The following is a 26002-nucleotide window of genomic DNA, read 5'->3' as shown; positions in this document are numbered from 1 at the left end:
ACCTTGAGGACGGGTTCCTAGAACTCCAGCAGGCTCAGCCCTACGCTGAAAACCGTGCGCTTGTAGTTGTAGTCCAGCAGGCTGTCGCCATAGCCGTGGAACAGGCGCAGGTGCAGATGCAGGCCGCTAAAGCTGTTGCCTGCGCCGTTGCCCAAGGCGCGCAGCCATTCCAAGCGCGTGCTGCCACGGCCTGTGCCAACGGGGCCGGTGAAGGTGGCGCGCAACAGGTTGCGGGAATTGACTTGCCAGGCTGCGGCAATTTCGCTGTGGCCCAGGTAGCGGGTGATGTCAGGGTTGTTGTCGTTGAGCGCCTTTTCCTTGAAGCGGCTCCAGAGCTTGGCCTGCACGGTCAAGCCTCGTGGATGCTCAAAGCCAGCCATCAGGTAGGCACGGTTCCAGCTGCGCGACTGGGGGTCTGACTGGCCGTTGGACTGATGCACCAGGCCTGCGCCGGTGTAACGCCAGCGCCAGCCCAGGGGCAGGCTGGCTGTGGTGGGGTAGATGTAGATGGCTTCGGGTGCGTAATCGGTAGAGCGGAAAGGACGCGAATGCTCCGGGCTGAACAGTTGCCAGTAAGACTGCTGGGTATAGCCAAACCATAGCGAGTCGCGCCGGGGCGAATGGGCCGGGGTGAAAAGGCCGCCCGCAATCTTCGTGCGCACGGACACCAGCAGCAGCGTCTCTTCCTTGCGCCAGCTGGTGGGAGTGGAAACCACATTGGCCGCATTGGGCGAGGCTGGCTGCTGGTTCATGCGGTTGCCCACGGCTGCCAAAAGGCCCGTGGGGCCATAGCCGCGCAGGCTGAAAGTGGGGCAGGCGCTGCCCGACTCGAGTTCCCAGAAGCGCGAGAGCGCAGAAAACTGCCGGTCGCGGCAGCCCTGCTCCAGCCCCACGCCAACAATGCCGGTGGAAGCAGTAACGCCTTCAGGCGCGTCGTCACGGGCCGTAGGAGCGGGCTGGGCGCTGGCCAGAGCCTGCGTGACATCGGCGCGCAACACGGAGGCCGTGGCGCTGGCAGCGGGCAGCGCGGCATCCGCCTCGCTCGTCTGGGTCACGCCCGCCACGCGCTGACTCATGGCTTGCATGAGCTTTTGCTGGCTGGCGGCCCACTGATCAAAGCAGGCCAGGCGTTCGTCATCGGCCAGCAGGGTGCAGGCTTGCCAGGCGGCGGCCTGCTGAATTTTGGCTTGCGTGTCTTCGGCCAATGGCGAGGCAGAGGCGGCTGGCGTCGCGGCCGCGCCTGTCTGGGCGGCGGCCAGCAGGGGCAAGGCCAGGGGCCACAAGGGAAATCGGGGCATGGTGCGTCAAAGCCGGTTGGGCGGCTGGAGCCGCTGGGGCGGCCGGGCCGGATGAGAAAGCGTTTTTATGGGAGCCAAATTGCCCGCAAATCCTGATGAAATAAGCGCGGGCAGCTATCAATGCAATAGCAAAATCAACCTGTCTTCCCAGTCCCTCGCGCCTTTAATTCATGTCCGTGGGCGCGGAAAGTGCGGACTTGAGCGCGGCCTCGGGCATTCGCGGGTCTTGCAAATTCTCGCCGGATCGCAAAGCCCGCCTGCGGTTCGCGCCCACTGACAAATTGGAAGCAGGCTCTTACTGGCGCACAGCCTCTACAGAAACAACGACGTGCACTTGCTTGCCCGCCATTTGTTCGGGGCCGTAGCCCAGATCAAACAGGGTGCGGTCAATCGTGGTTTCGAAGTCACCGCCGCACACTTCGCGCTTGACCATCTGGTTCGGGTAGCAGGTGAACTGCCGCGCCGCCAGCGTGACGGGGTGCGTCTTGCCCTTGAGCGTGAGCTGGCCTTTCACTTCCTTCACCTTGTCGCCGTCAAACGTGAATTGGTCGGCCGCAAAGGTGATTGACGGGTATTTCTCCACGTCAAACAAATCGGCGCTCTTGAGGTGCTTGTCAAACGGCGGCACGCCGCTGCTGATGCTGGCGGCGTCAATCTTGATATTCACCTTGCCCGTCTTGGCGGCGGGATCGAACTGCACCGTGCCCTCCTTCTTGTCAAAGCGGGCGCGGTTGATTGAAGCGCCGAAGTGGCTGATTTCAAAAAACACCGTGGTGTGCGTGGCGTCAATCACGTAATCGGCGGCCTGGGCTGGCGCGGCGGCTGCGAAAGCGGCGCAAGCGGCGAGGACGGTAAATGCATGGCGCATGGAAAAACTCCTTTTCTAGGGGTTGATAAAAAACAATTGAAAGCTGCCAAGGCGGCCAGAGCGGGTATTTTGAGCAAGGGCCATCAGATTTTGTCCACGCCCGAAAGCGCCAGTCTGAAGCTGACTTTCACATCGTCAGCCACCAAAGAAGCGTCGCCCCATTCGCCGCCACCAATGCCAAAGGCCAGCCGCTTGATGGTGATCTCGCCGCTGGCCACCGTCACCGCGCCTTGCTGGACAAGCGTGACCGGCACTGTCACGGGCAGGCTCTTGCCTTTGATGGAGAGCTGCCCCGCCACTTCAAAACGGCCGCCGCCCAGCGCCTTTACGGCGCTGGAAGTGAAAGTGGCCTGCGGAAACTTTGCCACGTCAAACCAGTCAGCCTTGGCCAGCTCGGCATCGGTTTCCTTCACGCCCAGTGTGGCGCTGCCCATGTCGATGAACAAGGTGATGCTGGCGGCGGCGGGGCGGGCCGGGTCAAACGCCACATCACCGCTGAAACGGGTGAAATGCCCTTGCACCGGCACACCCATTTGCGTGCTCACAAAGGCCATTTCGCTTTGGGCGGGCAGCAACGCCTGAGCGGCCAGGGCGGGAGTTGCGAAGACCAGCGCCAACGCGCTGGCAGCCACGGTTTTTCTGAACATATATCTGACTCCTTCGGACAAATTCAGCGTTATTTCATGCGGCTCAACAGGCCATCGCGGTCTATCAGCTGGTGCTTGAGCGCGCCTGCCACATGCAGCGCCACCAGCGCCATCAGGGCCATGGCCAAAAGCGCGTGCAGCGGCTTGATGCCAGCCGCCAGCGCCTTGTCAGCGCCCAGCCAATCAGGCAGCGGCAGCACGCCAAACAACACAATGGGAAAGCCCGCCGCCGAGCTGTAAGCCCAGCCCGCGAGCGGCACGGCGAAAAAGAGCAGATACATCAGCGCGTGAACCCCGTGGTGCGCCACGCGCTGCCAGCCAGGCATAGCCTCCAGCACGGCAGGCGGCAGCGCGGGCGGGCGGTGCGTCAGCCGCCACAGCAGGCGCAAAGCTGAAAGCGCCAGCACACAGATGCCCACCCATTTATGCCAGTTGATGAGCTTGAGCTTGGCTGGTGAAAACGGCAGGTTTGCCATATAGACCCCCGAGCCTGCCAGGCCGATGAGAAGCAGCGCCAATAGCCAATGCAGGGCAATGGCCGTCCGGGTGTAACGGGCCTGGTCTGGCAGGGTTTTGGTGTGAGCAGAAGACATCGTGGTGGTTTGTTTCGTTGAAGGTTGTTCAAGGCCCGGGCCTGTGCCGGGCAGCCTTTGTCTTTGCCGATAGCGGGAAGTTCACGAAATTTTCATTCTTTCAGCCGGAAAACGCCCGCGTCTGGCCCAGGCACGGTCCGGAAAAAGATGTTCCTTGTCTCTGGGTGTCTTTTGATTTTTTTAATTAGTCGTCGTAGTAAGCCTGCCATCTCTCTGTGGAGAACATCTCTTTTTCTTTGTTTTTCAATGGATTGCATGCTTAGCGAAGGTAGGGAGAACAGCCGCCTGCTTTGCGGCATAGCGGGGATAAGAAACGCTGCCGCACATCGCCCTGTGGACAAGATGACATTTATCCCTGTTTTGCTCACAGCCTTGCCAGCAGACGGAGGAACAGAGCTGAATGAGACAAAATATTCAGCTCCTTTATCCATAGCATCAGGTCCTGATGAAATGTGCGTTCAATGCCGTTTCTGGATGCCTGAATTAGCTCTTTTTTTGATGTGTCTGTGCAAGCTGAACGGAGCTGAAAGTGCAGCGCCAAGGCAATGACCCGTCTGCGCCTTCGAGCCATGAGCAGGTTTTGAATAATCCGCACCCATGTCCGCGCCTGAAGACCTTTCTGAAACAGCCCCGCCGTCTGCGCCCTCCGTGCGGCGCTGGACACTGGCGCGCCGCATTGCCGTGCTGGCGCTGGCGCCGGCCGCGCTGGCGCTGGTGGGCGGCAGCATCTGGCTGCGCACGCAAATGCACGGAGCGCTTTACCAAAGCTTTGCGCAGGCGCTGCAAGAGCGCCAGGAGCGCGTAGCCGCGCGCCTGCTGCACGTGCCCGGCGTGAAAGACGAAGTCACCGAATCAGGCGCAGGAGACGAATTCAGCACCATCTATTCCGGCTGGTACTGGCAGGTCAGGCGCACATCCGACGCCAGCACGCTGGGCCATTCGCGTTCGCTATGGGATGCCGAGGCGCAGCTGCTTGACAAAGCCGCAGGCCCGGCCGCGCTGGGGCTGATGCAGGCACGCGGCCCGCGCGCCGAGCCGCTGCTGGCACAAAGCCGCAGCATCACCCTCAGCGGCCTGAACGAGCCAGCGACCCTGACCGTCTTCGCCCCCGCCAGCACCCTGCAAGACAACCTGGAGCGCATAGACCGCATCCTGCTGGTCAGCGTCATCAGCCTCATTGTTTTTCTCACCGTCATGCTGCTGGCGCAAGTGCGCGTGGGCCTGGCGCCGCTGCGGCGGCTCACCCGTGCCGTAGCGGCCGAACGCCAGCCCCACGGCCCGCGCCATCCGCAAATGCCCCGCATCCAGGACGTGCCCGCCGGCTCCGACCTGGCCCCCCTGCAGCGCGAACTTGGCGCCCTGCTGGCGCACAACGAACGCGTCGTCAGCCGCGCCCGCGCCCACGCGGCCGACCTGAACCACGCCCTGAAAAAACCCCTGGCCCTGCTGGCGGCCAGCGCCAGCCGCCAAAGCCAGGTGGACTCGGCCGAAGCCTTGCAGCACATCACCGCCATGACGCGGCTGATAGACCGCTACCAAAGCCGCACCATGAGCGACGCTGCCCACGCCAGCGCCACCCACGCCAGCACAGCCGTGCTTGAGTGCCTGACGCCCATCGTGCAAGCCATGCGCAGACTGCACGCCGCGCAAGAGCTGGACTGGCACATGGACGCGCCGCCGCCCGCTGCCGCCTGGCGCTGGAGAGGCGACCGCACCGACCTGGAAGAAGCCACAGGCAACTTGCTGGACAACGCGGGCAAATGGGCTGCCTCCCAAGTGCGCCTGCAAGTGCGCCGAACTGGCAGCGCCCTGCGCCTGTCCATAGAAGACGACGGCCCCGGCATGAGTGCCGCCCAGCTCGAAGCGGCCGGCCAGCGCGGCCTGCGCTTTGATGAAAGCGTGGAAGGCACGGGCCTGGGCCTGTCCATCGCCAGCCAAATCGCCCAAGCCTACGGCGGAGAGCTGAAGCTGGGCAAAAGCGAGGCGCTCAAGGGCTTGCGCGTGGAGCTGACGCTCGAAGGCCTGATTTGATACAAAAAAACAGGAGCAAATAAACGGGCAAGAAACACCGCTTCGCGCAATATGCACTAGGACATATTGCTATGAATCAAGGAGCGAAATATGCCCTTCGTTCGAGCGTTTTCTTGCATTGCCGGCGCGCTGCCCTTTGCCGCCCAGGCCCGGGCTTGGGCGGCGATAATCGCCGCCCGTGAAGCCCGCCAGACCGCCGCTGGCGCAACAGGCCGCAAGGCCGCGCTGGAGGAACGTCCGGACTGCACAGGGCAGCGCAGGAGCTAACGGCTCCCCGCCGCGAGGCGAGGATCAGAGCAACAGAGACGAGCCGCTTGAGTGCGGGTGAAACGGGCAATCTCTGCGCGCAGCAACACCAAATAGGCACACAGTGAGGCGGCCCGCTGAGTGTGCGGGTAGGTGGCATCGAGCCGGGCGGGCGACCCCCGGCCCAGATTGATGGCGGTCACGGCATGGCGCGCCATGCCGCACAGAATCCGGCTTATCGGCGGACTTCACGCTTTTCTTCATTTCATTGCGCGCTGGCGCGTTCACTGAACCTGCTTACTGCCCATGCACGCCTTGCACAGGCGCGGGCGGCGGGCCGTCTTGCGCGGCCTGCTCGGCCATGCCGCGCAAGATGCCGCAGCGGGCCGCCTCTTGCGCGGCGGGGCAGCGCGCGCGCAGCGCCTTGAGCTGGCGCTCCAGCTGGCGCAGCTCGCGGATGCGCTGGCTGATGTGGCGGATGTGCTCGTCCACCATGCGATTGACTTCGCCGCAGTCGCCGCAAGGCGCGTCCAGGCAGCGCAGCAGGGTTTTGATTTCTTGCAGCGACATGCCCAGGCCCCGCCCCTGGCGTATGAAGGCCAGCCGCTCGGCGTGGGCGCTGCCGTAGTGGCGCCAGTTGTTGCCGCTGCGGGCAGGCGCGGGCAGCAGGCCCTGGCGCTCGTAGTAGCGGATGGTGTCCACCGGCGTGGCGGTGGCGCGGGCAAGCTCGCTGATCTTCATGGCCAAACTCTTGGGAACCTGTTCAAAGTCTGTCCGTGATGCGGAAGGTGTGACGGAAATTGTGGAATCGGGCGCGGCCCGAAGGCGGCTTGCGCGGCATTGCAAATGCCTTGCAGCCCATCCCGGTTTCGCGCTTTTGCCCCTCACGGCCAGACTCTGGACAGATTCTGAGGGGCGGCCGCATCATAGGCAGCGGCCCGGGCGCTTGACCCTGGAGCGGCTCCAGGGTTTTCAATCGGCGGCATGAACTCCACAAGCTCCGCCCTGACCGAAGTGACCTGGCGCATTCCCAACATGGATTGCGCCGCTGAAGAAAGCGAAATTCGCCATGCGCTGGCCCGTGTGGCGGGCGTGCGGCGGCTGGCGTTCCGGCTGGGCGCGCGCACGCTGACGGTGCACGCCGAACAAGAGGCGCTGGCGCACGTGGAAGCGGCGCTGCGCAACGCGGGCTTTGCGCCGCAGCCGCCAGATGCTTCAAATGCGCCGCAAGCGGCCGGGCACTGCGGCGGCTGTTGCGGGCATGAACACGGGCACGGCCACGCGCACCCGCATTCACATTCGCACGCGCGATCAGACCTGCACCCGCGCCTGCATTCGGGCCTGCATTCGCGCCTGCAAGCGGCCTGGCAGGCGCTGCTGCTGCCGCCTGCGCTGGGGCGCACGCTGGCGGCGCTGGCGCTGGCGCTGGGCGCGGAGCTGTGGCACGCCTTCGCGCCTGAAGCCTGGGCCGCAGCGGGCATGGCGCTGGCGGCGCTGGCGGTGCTGCTGGCGGGCCTTTGCACGTATGCCAAGGGGCTGGCGGCGCTCAGGCGCGCGCGGCTTTCCATCAGCGCGCTGATGGCCGTGGCCGTTACGGGCGCTTTCGCCATTGGCCAGTGGCCCGAGGCGGCAATGGTGATGGCGCTTTACGCCCTGGCCGAGCATCTGGAAGCGCGCGCCGTGGACCGCGCGCGCGGCGCCATCGCCCGCCTGCTGGACATGGCCCCCGCGCAGGCGGAAGTGCGCGTGGAAGGCGGCAAAAGCGGCCAAGGCGGCGAAAGCGGCGAAACCTGGCGCAAGCTGCCCGCCGCACAAGTGGCCCCCGGCAGCGTGATCCGCGCCAAGCCGGGCGCGCGCCTGGCGCTGGACGGCACGGTGATTCAGGGCCAAAGCGCCGTCAATCAGGCCCCCGTCACGGGCGAAAGCCTGCCGGTGGACAAGTGCGAGGGCGACACGGTGTACGCCGGCACGCTGAATTTGAGCGGCACGCTGCTGGTGCGCGTGACAGCGGCGGCGCAAGACACGCAGCTGGCCCGCATCATCCACGCCGTGGAGCAGGCGCAAAGCGAGCGCGCGCCCATGCAGGCCTTCATCGACCGCTTTGCCGCCATTTACACGCCGGCGGTGTTCACGCTGGCGCTGGCCGTGGCGCTGCTGGGGCCGCTGGCGGCGGGCTGGCCCTGGCACGAGTCCATTTACAAGGCGCTGGTGCTGCTGGTCATTGCCTGCCCTTGCGCGCTGGTGATTGCCACGCCCGCCACCGTGGTCAGCGCGCTGGCGCGGGCCGCGCAGCTGGGCGTGCTCATCAAGGGCGGCGTGTATCTGGAGCAGGCGCGCCAGCTGCGCACCGTGGCCTTTGACAAAACCGGCACGCTCACCCAGGGCCAGCCCGCGCTGGCCGCATGCCAGCCGCTGTCAGACAAAGCGGATGAAGCCGCCTTGCACGCCCGGGCGCACGCATTGGCCGCGCACAGCGACCACCCCGTGGCCCGCGCCATCGCCAGCGGCCTGGCCGCGCAAGGCTTTGCCGCCAGCGTGGACTTGCCTGACGCGCAAGACGTGCCCGGCCTGGGCGTGCGCGCCACCGTGCAAGGCCAGCGCCTGTGCCTGATCAGCCCGCGCGCGGCGGGCCTGGCCCGCGCTTCTGAATCCGCCCCTGAATGGCAAGCCGCGTTGCAAGCGCACCAGGCAGCGGGCCGCAGCGTCAGCCTGCTGGCGCGCGCTGAAGGCGAAGGCAGCGGAATCGGAAGCGAAAGCGGCGAAACCCTCACCCCGCTGGCGCTGTATGCCGTGGCCGACGCCATCAAGCCCGAGGCCGCCGCCGCCGTGCAGGCGCTGCACCAGCTGGGCGTGCAAACCGTCATGCTCTCTGGCGACCACGCGCAAGCCGTCGGCGCCGTGGCGCAAGCCGCAGGCATCAGCCAGGCGCACGCCGAACTGCTGCCCGACGGCAAGCTGGCGCAGCTGCGCGCCCTGCAAGCGCAAGGCCGCGTGGCGATGGTGGGCGACGGCATCAACGACGCCCCCGCGCTGGCCGCCGCCGACATTGGCATTGCCGTCGGCGGCGCCGGTACGGATGTGGCGCTGGAAGCGGCCGACGTGGCGCTGATGAGCGGCGGCCTGAACCGCGTGGCCACGCTCATCCGCCTTTCGCGCCACACCCACCGCGTGCTGTGGGCCAACATCGCCGTGGCGCTGGGCATCAAGCTGGCCTTTTTGGCCCTGGCCGTCACGGGCCACGCCAGCATGTGGATGGCCGTGTTTGCCGATGTCGGTGCCAGCCTGCTCGTCGTCACCCTGGGGCTGCGCCTGCTGCGCTGGCGTGAAGACTGACGCAGGCAAGCCGGTTTCGCTCTTGAATCAATAGCGTGATGTCCTAGTGGAAATTGCGCTGGCGCCCATTTTTACCTCTTAAATTTGCTCCTTTTTTTGATAGCATCAGGCGGATGCGGCTGCCCGGTTCAGCCGCCTGGGGCGCGGGGCCGGACTTTGCCGGGCGGGAAAAGGGGAGAAAAGGTGAAGCAAGGCGGCCAAAGAAGCGGCAAGTGGCGAAGGCCCGTCTGCGCCTTGTGGCGGCCCGCCCGGGCATCCCTCACGGTCAGGCTCTGAACAGGCTCTTGGCGCGCCGCGCGTCCGTGCTGCCAGCCATTCCCGTCTGGGGCCAGCCGCGTCCGGGGCCGGCTCTTATCCAGCGCAGGCATACCCATATCACGCAGCGGCATCAGCGCCCGTTCAGAATGCGCGCTTTCACCACCCGCACAAGGAGCGCCCGCACCATGAAAGCCGACAACATCCTGCAAACCATAGGCCGCACGCCGCACGTGCGCATCAACCGCCTTTTCGCCCCGCCCGCGCAGGTGTGGCTCAAGCTGGAGCGCGCCAACCCCGGCGGCTCCATCAAAGACCGCATTGCGCTGGCCATGGTGGAAGAAGCCGAGAAAAGCGGCGCCCTCAAGCCCGGCGGCACCATCATCGAACCTACCAGCGGCAACACCGGCGTGGGGCTGGCGATGGTGGCCGCCGTCAAGGGCTACAAAATCATTCTGGTCATGCCCGAGAGCATGAGCGTGGAGCGCCGCCGCCTGATGCTGGCCTATGGCGCGAAATTCGATCTCACGCCCCGGGAAAAAGGCATGAAAGGCGCCATCGCCCGCGCCGAAGAGCTGGCCGCGCAAATCACCGCCTCCGGCGCCAGCGCCTGGATTCCGCAACAGTTTGACAACCTGACCAACACCGCCGCGCACGAGCGCACCACGGCGCAGGAAATCCTGCAAGACTTTCCCGAGGGGCTGGATGCCGTGATCACCGGCGTGGGCACCGGCGGCCACATTTCGGCGGCGGCGCACGTGCTCAAGGCCCAGTGGCCGCAGTTAAAAGTGTTTGCCGTGGAGCCGGCCGCTTCCGCCGTCATCAGCGGCAAGGCGCCCGGCCCGCACCCGCTGCAAGGCATAGGCGCGGGCTTCATCCCCCGCAACCTGGACACGGCGGCGCTGGACGGCGTGATTGCCGTGCCCAACGAGGCCGCGCTGGAATACGGCCGCCGCTGCGCGCGCGAAGAAGGCATTCTGGTGGGCATCAGCACCGGCGCCACGCTGGCCGCCATTGCGCAAAAGCTGCCCGAACTGCCCGCTGGCAGCCGCGTGCTGGGCTTCAATTACGACACGGGCGAGCGCTACCTCTCGGTGGACGGCTACCTGCCCGCCGCCTGAAGCGCCGCCCATCCAGGCGCAAACGCCAAAAGCAAACGGCTCCAGCCTCGCGGCGGAGCCGTTTTTTCATGCCGTGCAGGCGCTGAAGGGCATCAAAAGCAGGAGCAAATTCAAAGGGGCCGAAAAGCGGTTTTGCGCTCTTTTCACTAGGACCTCACGCTATTGGAAAAGGAGCAAATTTTCCTGGGCCCTGGGCGCTCATTTCCCGCCCGCATCAGAACCTGTTCTCACGGACGCTCAGGCGCTTTGCCGCAGCCGCTCGATCAGGCCATTGAGTTCGTCCAGCGATGCGAACTGCACGGCCAGTTCGCCAGAGATGGGCGCGCCCTGGCGGCGGTTTTTTTTCACGCGCACCTGCACCTGCGCCAGCAGCAGGTCGGAGAGTTCTTCTTCCACGCGGCGCACGTCGCCGGATTTTTCGGGGGCGGCCTGAGCGGCCTCTTGAGCGGCGCTGGCTGGCTGGGGCTGCGAGAGCTGGCGCACAAGGCGCTCGGCCTCGCGCACGTTCATCTTGCGGGCCACCACCTGGTTGGCGGCCGTGATTTGCGCCGCGCCAGACAAGGCCAGCAGGGCGCGCGCGTGGCCCATGTCGATGTCGCCAGCCATGAGCATGGTTTGCACTGGCTCGGCCAGGTTGAGCAGGCGCAGCAGGTTGCTGGCAGCGCTGCGGCTTTTGCCCACGGCCTGCGCGGCTTGCTCGTGCGTGAGGCCAAATTCGTTCACCAGGCGCTTGATGCCTTGCGCTTCTTCCAGCGGGTTGAGGTTTTCGCGCTGGATGTTTTCAATGAGGGCCATGGCGGCGGCGGCTTCGTCGGCCACTTCGCGCACGAGCACGGGCACTTGCGTCAGCCCGGCCAGACGGGCTGCGCGGTAGCGCCGCTCGCCCGCGATGATTTCGTAGTGCGCTGTTGCGGTTTCTTCGCCTGCGCCGTCTGCCGCTGGCAGCGTCACGGCCCTGGGCTGCGTCAGTTGGCGCACGAGGATGGGCTGCATGATGCCTTGCGCGCGGATGCTTTCGGCCAGCTCGTACAGCGCGCCTTCGTCCATGCGGGTGCGCGGCTGGTACTGGCCGGGGCTGATTTCTTCCAGCGGCAAGAGCATGGGCACGCCAGCGGGATCGGCGGCGGCGGGTTCGGGAATGAGCAGGGCGTCCAGGCCACGGCCCAGTCCTTTGGTTTTTTTGGTTGCCATGATGAGTTGGAAAAGCTTGAATCGGGTGTTGAACCAGCGGCAAGGGTCAATGGGCTTCGCCGCAGTGGCAAATGAGTTCGGCCTTGCCGCGCAAGCACAGCACGAGCACGCGCTGGCGGGGGGCGTCGTAGTGGTAGCGGGCCAGATAGTGGTCGCGGCCCCGCCGAATGGCCAGCTCGCGCAGGCCGTCGCCCACCGGGCGGCCCACGCCGGGCTGGGCAGACAGCGATTGAAGGCCATCCAGCAAAAAGGTGAAGACGGGGGCGGCCTGCGGGCCGCGCTCGCACCACAGGGTTTGCTCGATGCGCATGAGGTCTTGCAAGGCGTGGGGCGCGAGGATGAGCCTGACGGCGGCTGTGAGGGCGGCAGAAAAAGGCATGGCTTGCGGCGCAGGTTCAGTCAATGGGGCGGGCCACGGGCGCGGGCGGCAGGCTGGCATGGCCGGCGCGGTGCTGCGCCAGCCGGGCGAAGTACGAGCGCACTTCTTCCCAAGGGTGGCCTTGGCCGCTTTCGCTCAGGTGGCGTTGCGCGGCTTGCGCGTCGTGCATGAATTGGTGGCCGAGCTGGTGCCGCTCGGCAGCCGCTTGCAGGGCGGCCAGCATCCACTCGGCGGTTTCCTGGCCTGCGGCCTGTGCGGCCGCTTCAATTTGCTGATGCAGCGCAGCGGGCAGCTTCAGTGTGCAAGCCGTGGCGCTGGCGTTGGGGGCGGTTTTGGGCATGGCGTGAGTCTATTCACCGGGATTCAGGCATGGCGCTCATGAAATAACTACAAAAATAATAGCTGCCTGCGCTGATTTCACGGGGACTTGCGGCGGTTTGAATGCTCAAGCCTGAAGGCCGCGCTGAACCATCTCATGGGCGAAGGCGATGAAGGCCTGGCTGCCTTTGGCGTGGGAATCGAAAACGACGCCCGGCAGACCGTAGCTGGGCGCTTCGGCCAGGCGCACATTGCGGGGAATGACGGTGTCAAACACCCGGTCGCCATAGTGGCGCTTGAGCTGGTCGCTCACTTGCTGCTGCAAGGTGATGCGCGGATCGAACATGACCCGCAGCAAGCCGATCAGGCGCAAATCGCGATTGAGATTGGCGTGTACGAGCTTGATGGTGTTGGTGAGATCGGCCAGCCCCTCCAGCGCGAAATATTCGCACTGCATGGGCACGATCACGCCCTGGGCTGCGCACAGGCCGTTGAGCGTGAGCAGACTCAAGGCGGGCGGGCAGTCGATGAGGATGAAGTCGTAATCCCCGCGCACCGCCGCCAGGGCGTTTTTCAGGCGCTTTTCACGCTGTTCAAGCTGAACCAGCTCCACCTCAGCGCCCGCCAGCTCGCGATTGGCGCCCAGCACGGCATAGCCGCAGCCCGCCTCGGCCAGATCGGCCGGGCGGCGCATCGCTTCGGCCACGGTGACGCTGCCGATGAGCACGTCATACACGCTATGCGGCAGGCTGTGCTTGTCCACGCCCGATCCCATCGTGGCATTGCCTTGTGGATCCATATCCACCAGCAGCACGCGCTGCCCGATGCGGGCCAGCCCTGCGGCGAGATTGACGGTCGTGGTGGTTTTGCCAACGCCGCCTTTTTGGTTGGCAATACAGAAGATGCGGGACATGATGAAAACGGCGCGAGAAGAATGAAGACGCTGGCGGTGCTTTTGGGGCCGCCTATTTTCAGGCAAACCCATGCTCATCCGAAACGCAGCAGTCCTACTGCCCTGCCCTTTTGCGCAACCAGATGATGCAGCGCTCGGCATTCAGCCCCGGAACGGTCAGATGTTCCACGTGAAACACTTCCACATCAGGCGGCAAGGCGGCGATTTCTTCATCGGGCAGCTTGCCTTTCATGGCCATCCAGACGCCATGAGGAGCCAGCGCCTGCGCGGTCCAGGCCGTGAAATCAGCCAGGGAAGCAAAAGCGCGCGATGTGATGAGGTCAAACGGGCCGCCCAAGCTTTCCACGCGCGCATGCAGGCCGCGCAGATTGGGCAGTTTCAGAGTGGCCGCTGCTTGCTGAATGAAAGCAGCCTTTTTGGCCACGGCATCCACGCATGTTACGTCCAGTTCAGGGCGGCAAATGGCCAGCGCCACGCCCGGCAGGCCGCCGCCAGAGCCTGCGTCCAGCAGCTTCAGCGCCCTGCCCTGCGTTTGCGCCTGCAAGGGGCGCAGCACGGCCAGACTGTCCAGCAGGTGATGCGTGAGCATGTCTGGCGCGCTGCGAACCGCCGTGAGGTTGTAAACGCGGTTCCATCTGGCCAGCAAAGCCAGATAGGCCAGCAGGGATTCAAGCTGCCCATCATCCAGCGCCAGCCCCAGCGCTTGCGCGCCTTGCAGCAGGGCCGCTTTCATGAAACCAGTCCTTTGAAACCGCTTTTTTTCAGATGAATCAGCAGCAGCGAAATGCTGGCGGGCGTGATGCCGGAAATGCGGCTGGCCTGTCCCAGCGTTTCAGGCTTGTGCGCGTTGAGCTTTTGGCGCGCTTCGATCGACAGCGCTGTCACCTGCATGTAATCCAGTTGCGGCGGCAGACGCAGATTTTCAAAATGCGCCGCGCGGGCTACTTCATCTTTCTGGCGGTCGATGTAGCCTGCGTATTTGGCGGCGATTTCCACTTGCTCGATGGCAGCTGGCGTCAGGTTGGCATCGTCACGCCCTGCGGCCGCGTTCGGCAGCGTCATCAGAGCGGCATGGCTCACGCCCGGGCGGCGCAGCAAATCAAAAAGATGATGCTCGTGCTCAATGGCCTTGCCCAGCACGCGCGCCGCCTCGCTGGCAGGCAGCGTGCGCGGATTCACCCAAGTGGATTTCAGCCGCTGTGTTTCACGTGAAACAGCATCGCGCTTGCGGCAGAACGCATCCCAGCGCGCGTCATCCACCAGGCCCAGACGGCGGCCCGTTTCCGTCAGCCGCATGTCGGCGTTGTCTTCGCGCAATTGCAGGCGGTATTCGGCACGGCTGGTGAACATGCGGTATGGCTCGGTTACGCCCTTGGTGATCAGGTCGTCCACCAGCACGCCCAGATAGGCTTCGTCGCGGCGCGGCAGCCACGGCGGCTCGCCCTTGACTTGCAAGGCGGCGTTCAGGCCCGCAAACAGCCCTTGCGCCGCCGCCTCCTCGTAGCCTGTGGTGCCGTTGATCTGGCCAGCAAAAAACAGGCCTTCGATCTGCTTTGTTTCAAAGCTGCTTTTCAGCGCGCGCGGATCGAAATAGTCATATTCGATGGCGTAGCCGGGCCGCAGAATGTGCGCGTTTTCCAGCCCGCGAATGCTGCGCACCAGCGCGTATTGGATATCGAAAGGCAGGCTGGTGGAAATGCCATTGGGGTAAAACTCGTTCGTGCTCAAGCCCTCCGGCTCCAGAAAAATCTGGTGGCTGTCTTTGCCCGCGAAGCGGTTGATCTTGTCTTCCACGCTGGGGCAGTAGCGCGGCCCCACGCCCTCGATCTGCCCCGTGAACATGGGGCTGCGGTCAAAGCCGCTGCGAATGATGTCGTGCGTGCGCTCGTTGGTGTTGGTTATCCAGCATGGCACTTGCCGAGGGTGCATGCTGGCGTGGCCCATGAAGCTGAAAACAGGCACGGGGTCTGCGTCGCCGGGCTGCTCCGTGCAGGCGGAAAAATCAATCGTGCGTCCGTCCAGGCGCGGCGGCGTGCCTGTTTTCAGCCGCCCTTGCGGCAGCTGGAGCTCCCTCAGCCGCGCCGCCAGCGAAATGGAAGGCGCATCGCCCGCGCGGCCGCCCGCGTAGTTGTCCAGCCCGATGTGGATGCGCCCATTCAAAAATGTGCCTGCCGTCAGTACCACCGCCCGCGCCTCGAAGGCCAGGCCCATTTGCGTGACCACGCCCACGGCGCGCCCGCCTTGCACTTGCACATCATCCACGGCCTGCTGGAACAGCCAGAGATTGGGCTGGTTTTCCAGCCGCCCGCGCATGGCCGCGCGGTACAGCACGCGATCGGCTTGCGCGCGCGTGGCGCGCACGGCAGGCCCTTTGCTGCCGTTGAGCGTGCGGAACTGAATGCCCGCTTCATCCGCCGCCAGCGCCATCGCGCCGCCCAGCGCATCCACCTCTCGCACCAGATGGCCCTTGCCAATGCCGCCAATGCTGGGGTTGCAGCTCATTTGCCCCAGGGTTTCAATGCTGTGCGTCAGCAGCAGCGTGGCGCAGCCCATGCGGGCCGCCGCCAGGGCCGCTTCAGCGCCAGCGTGGCCGCCGCCCACCACAATCACGTCAAATCGGCGGGGAAAAACAGTGCTTGATTTCATAAACAAAAAAAGCCCGGCAATGAATGCGGGCCTGGGCTGAAATTATATGAAGCAGAGCCGATTGGGGCATTTGCGCCACGCTTTCATGAATATATCTGAAACAATTCGTCATTTAAAATGTTTTTACTTCAACCCGCTCATGCCGCATGAAACACGCAACGACTCTTTCTTTCGCGCGCCGCCTGCTGGCTGTCTGCGCGACCTCTTTGTTTGTCTGCGCCGCGCCGTTCGCGGCGCAGGCCGGCTCCGTGCTGGATCGCATTCAGTCCACGGGCGTATTGAAAATGGGATACCGGGCCGACGGCGCGCCTTTCTCGTGGGAAACAGGGCCAAGCGCAGCGACCGGATATGCGCCGGATATTTGCCAGCGCATCGCCGCCAACATCGCCAACCATCTGAAACTGCCCAAGCTACAAGTGCAGGCTGTGCCCGTGCTTGAATCCACCCGCATTTCAGCCGTCATCAATGGAGAAATCGACATTGAATGCGCTGGCACCACCAATAGCAAGGCGCGGCGCGAACAAGTGGCTTTCGGCTTGCCTTATTTCTATGCCGGCTCGGCGCTGATGGTTCGTGAAGGCGGCGGCATCACGGGTCTTGGCAATTGCAGAGGCAAAAAGCTGGGCACGATCGAAGGCTCCACCAGCAGCCAGATTGCCGAACTCAAAAACGACAATGGCGGCTGGACGCTCAAAACCTTCAAATCCATGAACGAGGCTACGGCGGCGCTGGGGCGCGGCGAGATTGACGCGCTGATGTACGACGACGTCACCCTGCTCACCGCAGCGGCGCAATCCGGCGGCAAGCTTTCCGTGCTGGCGCAGCGCTACTCCATCGAACCGCTGGCGCCCATGTTCAGCAAGTCTGATCCCGAGCTGGAAAAAGTGGTGCTGCAAGCCATGCAGCAGCTCTATCGCGATGGAGAAATGGACGTCATCTACAAGCGCTGGTTTCTCTCCCCCCTGCCTGGTCTGGGCTACAACCTGAACCTGAAAATGAGCGCCTTGCTGCAAGACAACCTGCGCCGCCCCACAAGCTATGTGGCGGACTGGACGGTGATGTAAGCACGCCTCCTTCTCCCCCAAAGAGAATCAGCAGACAGCCTCTCTGTGTATCTGCACAGGAAATACTGAAACGAACTTTGCTGCAAGCGCTTTCACCCGCGCAAGCAGAATGCAATCCATAATTACATTCCCTCGGTGAAAACCCTTGCAAATCATGACAATCGCTTCTGCTTCTTTCTCCCGCCTGGCCCTGCGCCTGCTGGCGGGCTTGGCTGCTTGCGCGGCCCTGGCGTCGCCTGCGCATGCGGGGCCGGTGCTGAACCGCATCCAGGCCACCGGCGTGTTCAAGATGGGCTACCGCCCGAACGGCGTGCCCTTTTCATGGGAAACCAGCCCCGGCGCTGCAACAGGCTACGCGCCTGACATTTGCCAGCGCATTGCCGCAGGCATTGCCGCCCATCTGAAACTGCCCAAGCTGCAAGTGCAGGCTGTGCCCGTGCTTGAATCCACGCGCATTCCCGCCGTCGTCAATGGCGAAATCGACATGGAATGCGCCGGCACCACCAACAACAAGGCGCGGCGCGAACAAGTGGCTTTTGGCCTGGCCTATTTCTATGCCGGCTCGGCGCTGATGGTTCGTGAAGGCAGCGGCATCACGGGCCTGAGCGGCCTCGGGGGCAAGAATCTGGGCGTGCTCGAAGGAGCCACCGGCAACCAAATCATTGACATCCACAAAAACCGCAGCGGCGGCTGGACGCTCAAAACCTTCAAATCCATGCGCGAAGCCACAACCGCGCTGGAGCGAGGCGAGATCGACGCCCTGCTCGACGACGATGTCACTTTGCTCACCATCGCCGCGCAATCCGGCGGCAAATTTTCCGTTCCGGCGCAGCGTTACTCCATTGAGCCGCTGGCCCCCATGTTCAGCAAGAGCGATCCGGAGCTGGAACGGGTGGTGCTGCAAATCATGCAGCAGCTCTACCGCGACGGAGAAATGGACGCCATCTACAAGCGCTGGTTTCTCTCTCCCCTGCCCGGCCTGGGCTACAACCTGAACCTGAAAATGGGCGCCCTGCTGCAAGACAACCTGCGCCGCCCCACGGCTTATGTGACCGACTGGACGGTGATGTAGGAGCCTGCTCAGCCCGCCTGCAGGCATCAGAAACAGGAGCGAATTCAAGGGGTTCAAAATGCCCTTCGCGCAGCTCCTACTAGGACATCACGCTATGAATAAAGGAGCTAAATAACTCTGCCTGCTCCCTGCGTGTTCCAGCGATTTTTCAAGGCCGCCGCAAGCCGGCCTGCTGCGCGTCGGCGTCTTTCGCTTCATCTCAAGGCCAAGCGCCAGTCTGGCGGAAAATCCGCCGGATTGTTTTTGGTGCGTTTCAAAATCCATTTCTCAAATTGCGGCAAAGGCTGCCATGCGTGGCCTGGATATATTCACTGAGCACGGCATGATTACTTTCAAAATCAATGAACCCATCAGCGGCAGCCAATTCGTGGAATTGCTGAAAAATACCAGCCTGGGCGCGCGGCGGCCCCTGGATGATTCCGCTCGCATCGCCGCCATGCTTGCGCATGCCAACCTGGTGGTGACGGCCTGGGATGCGGCCTCGCTGATCGGCGTGGCCCGTTGCGTGACGGATTTCGCCTACTGCTGCTATCTGTCTGATCTGGCCGTGCGTGAATCGCACCAGAAACAAGGTATCGGCATCGCCTTGATTGACAAGGTGAAATCGGCGCTGCATCCCGCGTGCAAAATCATTTTGCTGGCCGCGCCGGACGCCGCTGGTTACTATCCGCACATCGGTTTTTCACAGCACATGAGCGCTTGGGTCAAGGCGTGAGAGTTAATCCGTTCAATTTTGATTCAGGCATATCGTGATTTATCGTCAATATCCTGTCGATAAGCAATATTCACATATTTCAGCTTGAGGCGGTCTCAATCAGCCAGCAGCCAGCCAGAAACACCCTCTTTGCGCAAGCGCCGTGGCGGTAAAAAAGCGCGGAAAGCCATATTCCGGTAATATTCCACGCTTTGTTGCGCTGGGTTCGTCGCATTCCTGCGACAAGGCTGCGAATGAGATTGATGAAATGCTGTTGAACAACTCTGTCCGCCGCGCTGTCTGCGTGTTTTCCTTGGCTTTGCTGGGCGCAGGCAGCGCATGGGGGGGTGAAACCCTGGATGCCATCAGAAACACGGGGCGCATGACCCTGGGTTACCGCGAAAACGCCATACCGTTCTCATGGAAAACCAAAAGCGGACAAGTGGTGGGCTACGCCATTGAAATCTGCCAGCGCCTGGCTGCCGCCGTGCAGGAGCATTTGAAGCTGCCTCGCCTGGAAGTGCGCTACGTTCCCGTGACTTCGGCGGATCGCGTGCGCTCCATTCTTGACAAGCGTATTGACCTTGAATGCGGCGTGACCACCAACACGCCCGCCCGGCGCGAGCTGGTGGCCTTGGGGCTGACCTACTTCTATGCGGGCGCGCGCCTGCTGGTGCGCGAAGGCGAGGGCATCCTCTCTTTGCAGGATATGAAGAACAAGACGCTGGGGCTGGTCAAAGGCACCACGGGCGAGCTGGTGATGCAAAAACACCAGCGCCAGCACACCGACGTCTGGAAAACGCAGCTGTTTGACAGCACCAATGACGGCGTGACCGCGCTGGAGCAAGGCAGGATCGACGGCATCCTGACAGACGACGTTCAGCTGCTGGTGCGCGCGCGCCAGTCGTCCCGGCATCTGGAATTGGTGGGGCCTGCCTTGTCCATTGAGCCGCTGACCCTGGCATTCAGCAAGACCGACCGGGAGCTGGGCAGCCTGGTGGATGGCGAAATGAAGCGCCTGTACCGCAGCGGCGCCATGCAGGAGATGTACCAGCGCTGGTTTCGCAGCCCGCTGCCCGAACTGGGCTACAGCCTGGACTTGGCCCCCGGCAGGCTGCTCAACGACAACTTCCAGCGACCCAGCGCCTATGTGGCGGACTGGGTCATGCTGTGAGCGCCCGCTCGCGGCTGGCTGCGCTGGGCCGAATGTGAAGGGCGGATGCGCGCATTCTTTTGCTCCTTGAATCAGAGCAAGGAGTCCTAGCGGAATCTGCGCAAGACGGTATTTCCACCGCTTAAATCTGCTCCTTTTTTTAATGCATCATGGCGGCGTGCGCCGCCTGGCGAACCCTTGTGAATCCTTATCGGGCAGATGCAGCGCGCCCTCTTTTCATTACAGAAACCACGACATGAGCTGGCTTTTTCTCATCACCGCCGGGCTGCTGGAAATCGGCTGGCCGCTGGGCCTCAAATACGCGCAGCAAGACGGCTGCCGCCTCGCGGGCATCGCCGCCGCCGTTCTCTTCATGGCAGGCAGCGGTTTCCTGCTTTTTCTCGCCCAGAAGGAAATTCCGATGGGCACCGCCTATGCGGTGTGGACGGGCATTGGCGCGGCAGGCGCATTTCTCGTGGGCGTTCTCTTTTTCAACGACGCAGCCACCCTTGGCCGCTGGCTCGGCGCGGCGCTGATCATCAGCGGCGTGGTCGTGATGAAACTCTCAAGCGGACGCTGAAAACGCCCGCTCGTGAAATGGCCACTCCCATGCGTTCAGCACAGGTGTCCCGCACCTTTCAATGTTGAGTTTCCGGGGGCCTTTTGAGCCGCTTGCGCCCGTGAAACAAGCCCGGGCAGCTATTATTTTCATAGTCAAACAGGCCAGCGAAAAATGGAAGGGAGCCGAGCATGGGATTGAGTCTGGTGCAGGGCCGCGCCCTGATGGGGCTGGCCGCGCCCGCCGTGGCGGTGGAAGCGCACCTGGCCAATGGCCTGCCCGCGTTCACGCTGGTGGGCCTGGCCGATGTAGAGGTGAAAGAAGCGCGCGAGCGCGTGCGCAGCGCCTTGCTCAACAGCGGCCTGCAATTTCCGCACAACCAGCGCATCACCGTCAATCTGGCCCCGGCTGATTTGCCCAAGGATTCGGGCCGCTTTGATCTGCCCATTGCGCTGGGCATTCTGGCGGCCAGCGGCCAGATTGACGGGCGCGAGCTCGCGGGCTGGGAATTTGCGGGCGAGCTGTCGCTTTCAGGCGAGCTGCGCCCCGTGCGCGGCGCGCTGGCCACGGCGGCGGCCCTGCACGCGGCGCAGACGAAAGACGCCGCCCGCGTTCGCCTCGTGCTGCCGCCCGGCAGCGCGGAAGAAGCGGCGCTGGCGCCAGGCATTGACGTGTACCGCGCCCGCCATTTGCTGGACGTGGTGGCGCAGTTTCTGCCTGACGGCGCGCCGCCGCCCGCTTCAGACGCGGCCAGCGGCTGGGCCAAGCTGGCCGGCGCCACGCCCGCTGCTGCGCCCCAATACCCCGATTTGGCCGATGTGAAAGGCCAGGCCGCCGCCAAGCGCGCGCTGGAAATCGCCGCCGCTGGCGGCCACAGCCTGCTCATGTCCGGGCCGCCGGGCACGGGCAAATCCATGCTCGCGCAGCGCTTTGCGGGCCTGCTGCCGCCCATGAGCGCGCCAGACGCGCTGCAAAGCGCCGCCATTGCCAGCCTGGCCGGGCGCTTTTCGCTTGCCCAATGGGGCTTGCGCCCTACTTGCGCGCCGCACCACTCGGCCAGCGCCGTGGCGCTGGTCGGCGGCGGCTCGCCGCCCAGGCCGGGCGAAATTTCGCTGGCGCACAACGGCGTGCTGTTTCTGGACGAGCTGCCCGAATTCCCCCGCGCCGCGCTGGAAGCCTTGCGCGAACCGCTGGAATCGGGCCACATCACCATCTCGCGCGCCGCGCAGCGGGCCGAATTTCCGGCGCGCTTTCAGCTCATTGCCGCCATGAACCCCTGCCCTTGCGGCCACCTGGGCGATGCGCGCCATGCCTGCCGCTGCACGCCAGACCAAATCGCCCGCTACCAGGGCAAGCTCTCCGGCCCGCTGCTGGACCGCATCGACCTGCACGTGGAAGTGCCCGCCCTGCCCGCCGCCGAGCTGCTGGCCGCCCCGCCTGGCGAAAGCAGCGCCGCCATACGCGCGCGCTGCGCCGCCGCCTGCCAGCGCGCGCTGGCGCGGCAAGGCATGCCCAATCAATATCTGGCCGGGCAGGCGCTGGATGAATATCTGCATTTGCAGCCCGAAGCCGCCCGCTTTGCCCAAACCGCCGCCGAGCGTCTGGGCTGGAGCGCCCGCGCCACGCACCGCGCCTTGAAAGTGGCCCGCACCATTGCCGACCTGGCCGGCAGCGCAACCGTGGCCGCCGCCCACGTGGCCGAAGCCGTGCAATACCGGCGCGCACTGGGCGCGGCCGCCGCGCGCCATTAATGAATGCAAAGAAAGAGACAAGCGCGCCTATTACATGAATATGGCACGAAAAATGCTATGAAAAACCCGAAAAGCGTGTCATGCTAGATAGCTCCGCATCGTTGTTTGATGTTTTTTCGCGGCTGATTCGCCGCAGGATTTTTTAGAAGTATTGAAATGTCCAACTCCAAAGACGCCCTTGTTTTCCTGATCGACGACGATGCCAGCGTGCGCGAAGCCCTTGCCTGGCTGCTGCGCTCGCGCCGCCTGGTGCCTGAGGCCTTTTCCAGCGCCGAAGCCTTTGAGGCCATGCTCGGCCCGGCCCCGGAGCTTGACGGCGATGAGCCGCCCCCCGTGCCGCCGCACCCGGCCTGCATCGTGCTGGACGTGCGCCTGGAAGGCGGCATGAGCGGCCTGGAGCTGTTTGAAAAACTGCTGGCGCGCGGCATCGCCTGGGTGTGGCCCGTCATCTTCCTCACGGGCCATGCCGACGTGCCCATGGCCGTGGCCTCCATCAAGCGCGGCGCTTTCGACTTCTGCGAAAAACCCTTCTCCGACAACGCGCTGGTGGACCGCATCGAACAGGCCCTGCAAGTCTCCGCCGAGCGCATGGAAGTGCTGCATGACCGCCATGACGTTGTCGCCCGCATCAACGAGCTGACCGACCGCGAGCAGGAAGTGATGTACTGCATTGCCCGGGGCCTGGCCAACAAGGCCACGGCAGACGAGCTGGGCATCAGCGTGCGCACGGTGGAAGTGCATCGCGCCCGCGTGTTTGACAAGATGCGCGTCAAATCCGCCGTCGACCTGGCCAACTTGTTGCAAGCCTTGTGAGCGCCACAGGCCGCAGAGCAGGTTGAGCCTGAGCAGACAAACGCGCAAGCGGGCCGCCCGGCCCGCTTTTCTTTGAACAGGTTCCGGGGCCGCGAGGATTGGCTGCCCTTATTTCTGAAGCAGACCCATGCGAATCATCATCCTTGGCGCAGGCCGCGTTGGCGAAAGCGTGGCCGAAAACCTGGCCAGCGAGCAAAACGACATCACCGTCATCGACCCCGACCCCGAGCGCCTGCGCCGCCTGGAAGACCGCCTGGAGCTGCGCGGCGTCATCGGCAATGGCATCCAGCCCTCGGTGCTGCGCAATGCGGGCGCGCAAGATGCCGACATGTTCGTTGCCTGCACCCCGCAGGACGAAACCAACCTGGTGGCCTGCAAGATCGCGCACGACGTATTCAACGTACCCACCCGCATCGCCCGCGTGCGCTCCCCCGAAATCAAGGACAGTGAGGCGCTGCTGGGGCCTGACGGCTTTGCGGTAGACCGCGTCATCTGCCCTGAAGACTCCGTCACGCGCTACATCCTCCAGCTGGTGGAATACCCGGAAGCGCTGCAAGCGCTGCAATTCTCGCAAGGCCGCGTCTGCCTGGTGGCCGTGCGCGTGTCAGGCCACAGCGACCTGGCCGGGCGTACCGTGGGCGAATTCAGCCAGGAACACGGGGAGATGAATTTCCGCATCGTCGCCATCTACCACCTGGGCGAAGAAATAGCCTGCGACTCGGCCTCGCGTGTGTGTGCGGGAGACGAAGTGTTCGTGCTGGTCGCCCGCGAGCAGGCGAACCAAGTGCTGCGCGCCATCGGCAGCGCCAACCAGCCCGTGCGCCGCGTGATGATTGTGGGCGGCGGCCGCGTGGGCCTGAGCCTGGCGCGCAGCCTGGCGGGGCAATGCGCCGTCAAGGTCATCGAGCACGACCGTCTGCGCTGCAAATACCTGGCTGGCGAGCTGCCCGATTCGCTTGTGCTGCTGGGCGACGCCGCCGACGAAGACCTGCTGTGCAACGAAAACGTGGGCGAAATGGATTTGTTCGTGGCCGTCACCAGCGACGACGAAGACAACATCCTCTCGGCCATGCTCGCCAAGCGCATGGGCGCGCGGCGCGTCATGGCCCTGGTCAATCGCCGCGCCTATGCCGACATGCTCGAAGGCAGCGCCATCGACATTGCCATCTCGCCCGCGCACGCCGTCATCGGCGAGCTGCTCACCCACGTGCGGCGCGGCGCAGTGGTTGCCGTTCACAGCCTGCGCCGGGGCGCCGCCGAAGCGCTGGAAGGCGTGGCCCGGGGCAGCGCCAAGACTTCACGCCTTGTGGGCCGCCGCATCGACGAAATCGAACTGCCGCAAGGCGCGCGCGTTGGCGCCATCGTGCGCCCTTCCACCCTGGGCACGCAAGTGCTCATGCCCCACCATGACACCGTCATCGAAGCCGATGACCACGTCATTCTCTTTCTGCCCCACAAACGCGCCATCCGGAAAGCAGACAAGCTCTTTCAGGTGCGCGCCACTTTCTTCTAGATTGCTCCTCTAACAATAGCATGATGTCCTAGTATAGGCTGCGCAAAGCGGCATTTTGAACCCATTGAATTCGCTCCTATTTTTGATATTTCCTGTCGATCGGCCCTGTCCGGAGACTTGCTCTGCCTGCACCTGCTGCAAGCACCCCGTTGCTATCATGCGCAGTTGCATTTTTCGCGGGCAACCCCACCCTTCGCTCTCATGGCCGACAAGCAAAACTTTTCGGGCGACAAGCCCCTTCACTGCTCCTTTTGCGGCAAAAGCCAGCATGAGGTGCACCGACTCATTGAAGGCAAGGTGGGCAGCCATTTCGCCTTCATCTGTGACGAGTGCGTCAAGCAAAGCTCCAGCATCCTGCAAGAAGAGCTGAAAAATGACGCGGCAGCTTGCGCCAGCGACAGCCTGCCCACGCCGGCGGAGCTGAAGGCGCACCTGGACAACTACGTGATCGGGCAGGAAAAGGCCAAGCGCACGCTGGCCGTGGCCGTGTACAACCACTACAAGCGCCTGCGCCACAAGGACGACAGCCTGGGCGGCGATGTGGAGCTGGCCAAAAGCAACATCCTGCTCATCGGCCCGACCGGCTCCGGCAAAACGCTGCTGGCGCAAACCCTGGCGCGCCAGCTCAATGTGCCCTTTGCGATGGCCGACGCCACCACGCTCACCGAAGCCGGCTACGTGGGCGAAGACGTGGAAAACATCATCGCCAAGCTGCTGCAAAACTGCGAATACAACGTGGAGCGCGCGCAGCGCGGCATCGTCTATATCGACGAAATCGACAAGATCACCCGCAAGGCCGACAACCCCAGCATCACGCGCGACGTTTCGGGTGAAGGCGTGCAGCAGGCGCTGCTCAAGCTCATTGAAGGCACCGTGGCCAGCGTGCCGCCGCAAGGCGGGCGCAAAGTGCCCAACTCGGAATACCTGCAAGTGGACACGACCAACATTCTGTTCATCTGCGGCGGCGCGTTCGCCGGGCTGGAAAAGGTGATTGAGGCGCGCATGGAATCGGGCGGCATCGGCTTTGGCGCCACCGTGCGCAGCAAGCAGGAGCGCTCGCTCACGCAGGTGTTCGCCGACGTGGAGCCGGAAGACCTCATCAAATACGGAATGATTCCCGAGCTGGTGGGCCGCATGCCCGTGGTGACCACGCTGGCGGAGCTGACGGAAGACGCGCTCGTTCAAATCCTCACCGAGCCGAAAAACGCCCTCGTCAAGCAATACGAGCGCCTGTTCGCGATGGAAGGCGTGGAGCTGGAAATCACCCCCGCCGCGCTGCGCGCCATTGCCCGCAAGGCGCTGGCGCGCAAAACGGGCGCGCGCGGCCTGCGCTCCATCATGGAGCAGGCGCTGATCGACACCATGTTTGACCTGCCCAATACGCCAGACGTGGCCAAAGTCGTCATCGAAGAAGCCGTCATCACCGGAAACCAGCCGCCGCTGCGCGTGCCGCGCGAGGCCGCCAAGTCGGCTGCGTGAGCGGGGCGCCAAGGCGCGGGCTTCGATCAAGGGCCAGGCATCAGGTTCAGGCATCAAATCGGCCG

General features: G+C 64.1%; 24 protein-coding genes and 1 other RNA gene. 14 read left to right on the top strand and 11 right to left on the bottom strand.

The genetic code is table 11. From position 1 onward, the window contains the following. Positions 1-17 precede the first annotated feature (17 nt). The 4 genes from QB898_RS06805 to QB898_RS06790 all read right to left on the bottom strand — a co-directional run bounded on the left by QB898_RS06805 (position 18) and on the right by QB898_RS06790 (position 3406). Positions 18-1298, bottom strand: a complete 1281-nt coding sequence (locus QB898_RS06805; protein WP_279524331.1) for a phospholipase A — start codon at positions 1296-1298, stop codon at positions 18-20. 295 nt (positions 1299-1593) lie between these two features. After that, on the bottom strand, positions 1594-2166 hold the full coding sequence (locus QB898_RS06800) for a YceI family protein (RefSeq protein WP_279524330.1): 573 nt from the start codon (positions 2164-2166) through the stop codon (positions 1594-1596). Positions 2167-2249: 83 nt separating this feature from the next. Then, a complete protein-coding gene (locus QB898_RS06795) occupies positions 2250-2813 on the bottom strand; it encodes a YceI family protein (protein ID WP_050715236.1) in 564 nt (187 codons plus the stop codon). Positions 2814-2842: 29 nt separating this feature from the next. Continuing rightward, positions 2843-3406 (bottom strand): cytochrome b, encoded by a 564-nt coding sequence (locus QB898_RS06790; protein ID WP_199170958.1) that lies wholly within the window; start codon positions 3404-3406, stop codon positions 2843-2845. Positions 3407-3553: 147 nt separating this feature from the next. Between QB898_RS06790 and QB898_RS06785 the strand changes: the two genes are divergently transcribed. From QB898_RS06785 to rnpB, 3 genes are all read left to right on the top strand, one after another. After that, entirely contained in the window at positions 3554-3955 is a 402-nt protein-coding gene (locus tag QB898_RS06785; protein WP_279524329.1) for a hypothetical protein, read from the top strand. Between the two features lie 48 nt (positions 3956-4003). Next, positions 4004-5437, top strand: a complete 1434-nt coding sequence (locus QB898_RS06780; protein ID WP_279524328.1) for a sensor histidine kinase — start codon at positions 4004-4006, stop codon at positions 5435-5437. A gap of 180 nt (positions 5438-5617) precedes the next feature. Continuing rightward, positions 5618-5937, top strand: an RNA gene (rnpB, locus tag QB898_RS06775) — RNase P RNA component class A. Between the two features lie 43 nt (positions 5938-5980). Here rnpB and cadR read toward each other — a convergent pair. Continuing rightward, on the bottom strand, positions 5981-6424 hold the full coding sequence (gene cadR, locus QB898_RS06770) for a Cd(II)/Pb(II)-responsive transcriptional regulator (protein WP_050715238.1): 444 nt from the start codon (positions 6422-6424) through the stop codon (positions 5981-5983). A gap of 243 nt (positions 6425-6667) precedes the next feature. Here cadR and QB898_RS06765 point away from each other — a divergent pair, with 243 nt between their 5' ends. Further along, positions 6668-9016 (top strand): heavy metal translocating P-type ATPase, encoded by a 2349-nt coding sequence (locus tag QB898_RS06765; RefSeq protein WP_279524326.1) that lies wholly within the window; start codon positions 6668-6670, stop codon positions 9014-9016. Positions 9017-9459: 443 nt separating this feature from the next. Beyond that, entirely contained in the window at positions 9460-10392 is a 933-nt protein-coding gene (cysK, locus tag QB898_RS06760; protein ID WP_279524325.1) for a cysteine synthase A, read from the top strand. A 237-nt stretch (positions 10393-10629) separates the two neighbouring features. On the opposite strand, the gene QB898_RS06755 is transcribed toward cysK, so the two are convergent. The 6 genes from QB898_RS06755 to mnmG all read right to left on the bottom strand — a co-directional run bounded on the left by QB898_RS06755 (position 10630) and on the right by mnmG (position 15839). Then, positions 10630-11583 (bottom strand): ParB/RepB/Spo0J family partition protein, encoded by a 954-nt coding sequence (locus QB898_RS06755; protein ID WP_279524323.1) that lies wholly within the window; start codon positions 11581-11583, stop codon positions 10630-10632. A gap of 46 nt (positions 11584-11629) precedes the next feature. Next, a complete protein-coding gene (locus QB898_RS06750) occupies positions 11630-11962 on the bottom strand; it encodes a type II toxin-antitoxin system RelE/ParE family toxin (RefSeq protein WP_050715241.1) in 333 nt (110 codons plus the stop codon). A 16-nt stretch (positions 11963-11978) separates the two neighbouring features. After that, positions 11979-12302 (bottom strand): hypothetical protein, encoded by a 324-nt coding sequence (locus tag QB898_RS06745; protein WP_050715242.1) that lies wholly within the window; start codon positions 12300-12302, stop codon positions 11979-11981. A gap of 105 nt (positions 12303-12407) precedes the next feature. Beyond that, entirely contained in the window at positions 12408-13193 is a 786-nt protein-coding gene (locus tag QB898_RS06740) for a ParA family protein (protein WP_279524322.1), read from the bottom strand. Positions 13194-13287: 94 nt separating this feature from the next. Continuing rightward, the gene (gene rsmG / locus QB898_RS06735; protein ID WP_279524321.1) at positions 13288-13926 is read right to left on the bottom strand and encodes a 16S rRNA (guanine(527)-N(7))-methyltransferase RsmG; all 639 of its coding nucleotides are present in this window, start codon (positions 13924-13926) and stop codon (positions 13288-13290) included. Further along, complete coding sequence (mnmG, locus tag QB898_RS06730; RefSeq protein ID WP_279524320.1) at positions 13923-15839, bottom strand: tRNA uridine-5-carboxymethylaminomethyl(34) synthesis enzyme MnmG; 1917 nt, start codon at positions 15837-15839, stop codon at positions 13923-13925. The genes rsmG and mnmG overlap by 4 nt, the downstream gene beginning before the upstream one ends. A gap of 146 nt (positions 15840-15985) precedes the next feature. Between mnmG and QB898_RS06725 the strand changes: the two genes are divergently transcribed. From QB898_RS06725 to clpX, 9 genes are all read left to right on the top strand, one after another. Then, complete coding sequence (locus QB898_RS06725) at positions 15986-16903, top strand: amino acid ABC transporter substrate-binding protein (protein ID WP_279524319.1); 918 nt, start codon at positions 15986-15988, stop codon at positions 16901-16903. A 154-nt stretch (positions 16904-17057) separates the two neighbouring features. Continuing rightward, complete coding sequence (locus QB898_RS06720) at positions 17058-17975, top strand: amino acid ABC transporter substrate-binding protein (RefSeq protein ID WP_279524318.1); 918 nt, start codon at positions 17058-17060, stop codon at positions 17973-17975. Positions 17976-18342: 367 nt separating this feature from the next. Then, positions 18343-18690, top strand: coding sequence for a GNAT family N-acetyltransferase (locus QB898_RS06715; protein ID WP_279524317.1), 348 nt, complete (start codon positions 18343-18345; stop codon positions 18688-18690). Positions 18691-19051: 361 nt separating this feature from the next. Next, on the top strand, positions 19052-19843 hold the full coding sequence (locus QB898_RS06710; RefSeq protein ID WP_279524316.1) for an amino acid ABC transporter substrate-binding protein: 792 nt from the start codon (positions 19052-19054) through the stop codon (positions 19841-19843). A gap of 235 nt (positions 19844-20078) precedes the next feature. Further along, complete coding sequence (locus tag QB898_RS06705; protein WP_279524315.1) at positions 20079-20402, top strand: DMT family transporter; 324 nt, start codon at positions 20079-20081, stop codon at positions 20400-20402. 170 nt (positions 20403-20572) lie between these two features. After that, positions 20573-22132 carry a YifB family Mg chelatase-like AAA ATPase gene (locus QB898_RS06700; RefSeq protein WP_279524314.1) on the top strand — a complete coding sequence of 520 codons (1560 nt, stop codon included), beginning with the start codon at positions 20573-20575 and terminating at the stop codon, positions 22130-22132. Positions 22133-22288: 156 nt separating this feature from the next. Continuing rightward, positions 22289-22945 carry a response regulator transcription factor gene (locus QB898_RS06695; protein ID WP_050715252.1) on the top strand — a complete coding sequence of 219 codons (657 nt, stop codon included), beginning with the start codon at positions 22289-22291 and terminating at the stop codon, positions 22943-22945. 127 nt (positions 22946-23072) lie between these two features. Then, positions 23073-24458, top strand: coding sequence for a Trk system potassium transporter TrkA (trkA, locus tag QB898_RS06690; RefSeq protein WP_279524313.1), 1386 nt, complete (start codon positions 23073-23075; stop codon positions 24456-24458). 201 nt (positions 24459-24659) lie between these two features. Continuing rightward, positions 24660-25937 carry an ATP-dependent Clp protease ATP-binding subunit ClpX gene (clpX, locus tag QB898_RS06685; RefSeq protein ID WP_102283472.1) on the top strand — a complete coding sequence of 426 codons (1278 nt, stop codon included), beginning with the start codon at positions 24660-24662 and terminating at the stop codon, positions 25935-25937. Positions 25938-26002: the final 65 nt, after the last annotated feature.

It is taken from the genome of Ottowia cancrivicina, assembly GCF_029813755.1.
GTDB classification, from domain to species: Bacteria; Pseudomonadota; Gammaproteobacteria; order Burkholderiales; family Burkholderiaceae_C; genus Ottowia; species Ottowia massiliensis.
Note: the sequence above shows the minus strand (reverse complement) of the source record. Positions and strands in the feature narration are given on the sequence as shown.

What these genes read in the sequence shown, in the direction of transcription:
- mnmG (WP_279524320.1), bottom strand. Translation starts at nt 15,839, where the DNA reads ATGAAATCAAGCACTGTTTTTCCCCGCCGATTTGACGTGATTGTGGTG.
- QB898_RS06705 (WP_279524315.1), top strand. Translation starts at nt 20,079, where the DNA reads ATGAGCTGGCTTTTTCTCATCACCGCCGGGCTGCTGGAAATCGGCTGG.
- clpX (WP_102283472.1), top strand. Translation starts at nt 24,660, where the DNA reads ATGGCCGACAAGCAAAACTTTTCGGGCGACAAGCCCCTTCACTGCTCC.
- QB898_RS06795 (WP_050715236.1), bottom strand. Translation starts at nt 2,813, where the DNA reads ATGTTCAGAAAAACCGTGGCTGCCAGCGCGTTGGCGCTGGTCTTCGCA.
- QB898_RS06805 (WP_279524331.1), bottom strand. Translation starts at nt 1,298, where the DNA reads ATGCCCCGATTTCCCTTGTGGCCCCTGGCCTTGCCCCTGCTGGCCGCC.
- QB898_RS06740 (WP_279524322.1), bottom strand. Translation starts at nt 13,193, where the DNA reads ATGTCCCGCATCTTCTGTATTGCCAACCAAAAAGGCGGCGTTGGCAAA.
- QB898_RS06700 (WP_279524314.1), top strand. Translation starts at nt 20,573, where the DNA reads ATGGGATTGAGTCTGGTGCAGGGCCGCGCCCTGATGGGGCTGGCCGCG.
- cysK (WP_279524325.1), top strand. Translation starts at nt 9,460, where the DNA reads ATGAAAGCCGACAACATCCTGCAAACCATAGGCCGCACGCCGCACGTG.
- QB898_RS06745 (WP_050715242.1), bottom strand. Translation starts at nt 12,302, where the DNA reads ATGCCCAAAACCGCCCCCAACGCCAGCGCCACGGCTTGCACACTGAAG.
- cadR (WP_050715238.1), bottom strand. Translation starts at nt 6,424, where the DNA reads ATGAAGATCAGCGAGCTTGCCCGCGCCACCGCCACGCCGGTGGACACC.
- QB898_RS06790 (WP_199170958.1), bottom strand. Translation starts at nt 3,406, where the DNA reads ATGTCTTCTGCTCACACCAAAACCCTGCCAGACCAGGCCCGTTACACC.
- QB898_RS06725 (WP_279524319.1), top strand. Translation starts at nt 15,986, where the DNA reads ATGAAACACGCAACGACTCTTTCTTTCGCGCGCCGCCTGCTGGCTGTC.
- QB898_RS06765 (WP_279524326.1), top strand. Translation starts at nt 6,668, where the DNA reads ATGAACTCCACAAGCTCCGCCCTGACCGAAGTGACCTGGCGCATTCCC.
- rsmG (WP_279524321.1), bottom strand. Translation starts at nt 13,926, where the DNA reads ATGAAAGCGGCCCTGCTGCAAGGCGCGCAAGCGCTGGGGCTGGCGCTG.
- trkA (WP_279524313.1), top strand. Translation starts at nt 23,073, where the DNA reads ATGCGAATCATCATCCTTGGCGCAGGCCGCGTTGGCGAAAGCGTGGCC.
- QB898_RS06780 (WP_279524328.1), top strand. Translation starts at nt 4,004, where the DNA reads ATGTCCGCGCCTGAAGACCTTTCTGAAACAGCCCCGCCGTCTGCGCCC.
- QB898_RS06750 (WP_050715241.1), bottom strand. Translation starts at nt 11,962, where the DNA reads ATGCCTTTTTCTGCCGCCCTCACAGCCGCCGTCAGGCTCATCCTCGCG.
- QB898_RS06800 (WP_279524330.1), bottom strand. Translation starts at nt 2,166, where the DNA reads ATGCGCCATGCATTTACCGTCCTCGCCGCTTGCGCCGCTTTCGCAGCC.
- QB898_RS06720 (WP_279524318.1), top strand. Translation starts at nt 17,058, where the DNA reads ATGACAATCGCTTCTGCTTCTTTCTCCCGCCTGGCCCTGCGCCTGCTG.
- QB898_RS06710 (WP_279524316.1), top strand. Translation starts at nt 19,052, where the DNA reads ATGACCCTGGGTTACCGCGAAAACGCCATACCGTTCTCATGGAAAACC.
- QB898_RS06755 (WP_279524323.1), bottom strand. Translation starts at nt 11,583, where the DNA reads ATGGCAACCAAAAAAACCAAAGGACTGGGCCGTGGCCTGGACGCCCTG.
- QB898_RS06785 (WP_279524329.1), top strand. Translation starts at nt 3,554, where the DNA reads ATGTTCCTTGTCTCTGGGTGTCTTTTGATTTTTTTAATTAGTCGTCGT.
- QB898_RS06695 (WP_050715252.1), top strand. Translation starts at nt 22,289, where the DNA reads ATGTCCAACTCCAAAGACGCCCTTGTTTTCCTGATCGACGACGATGCC.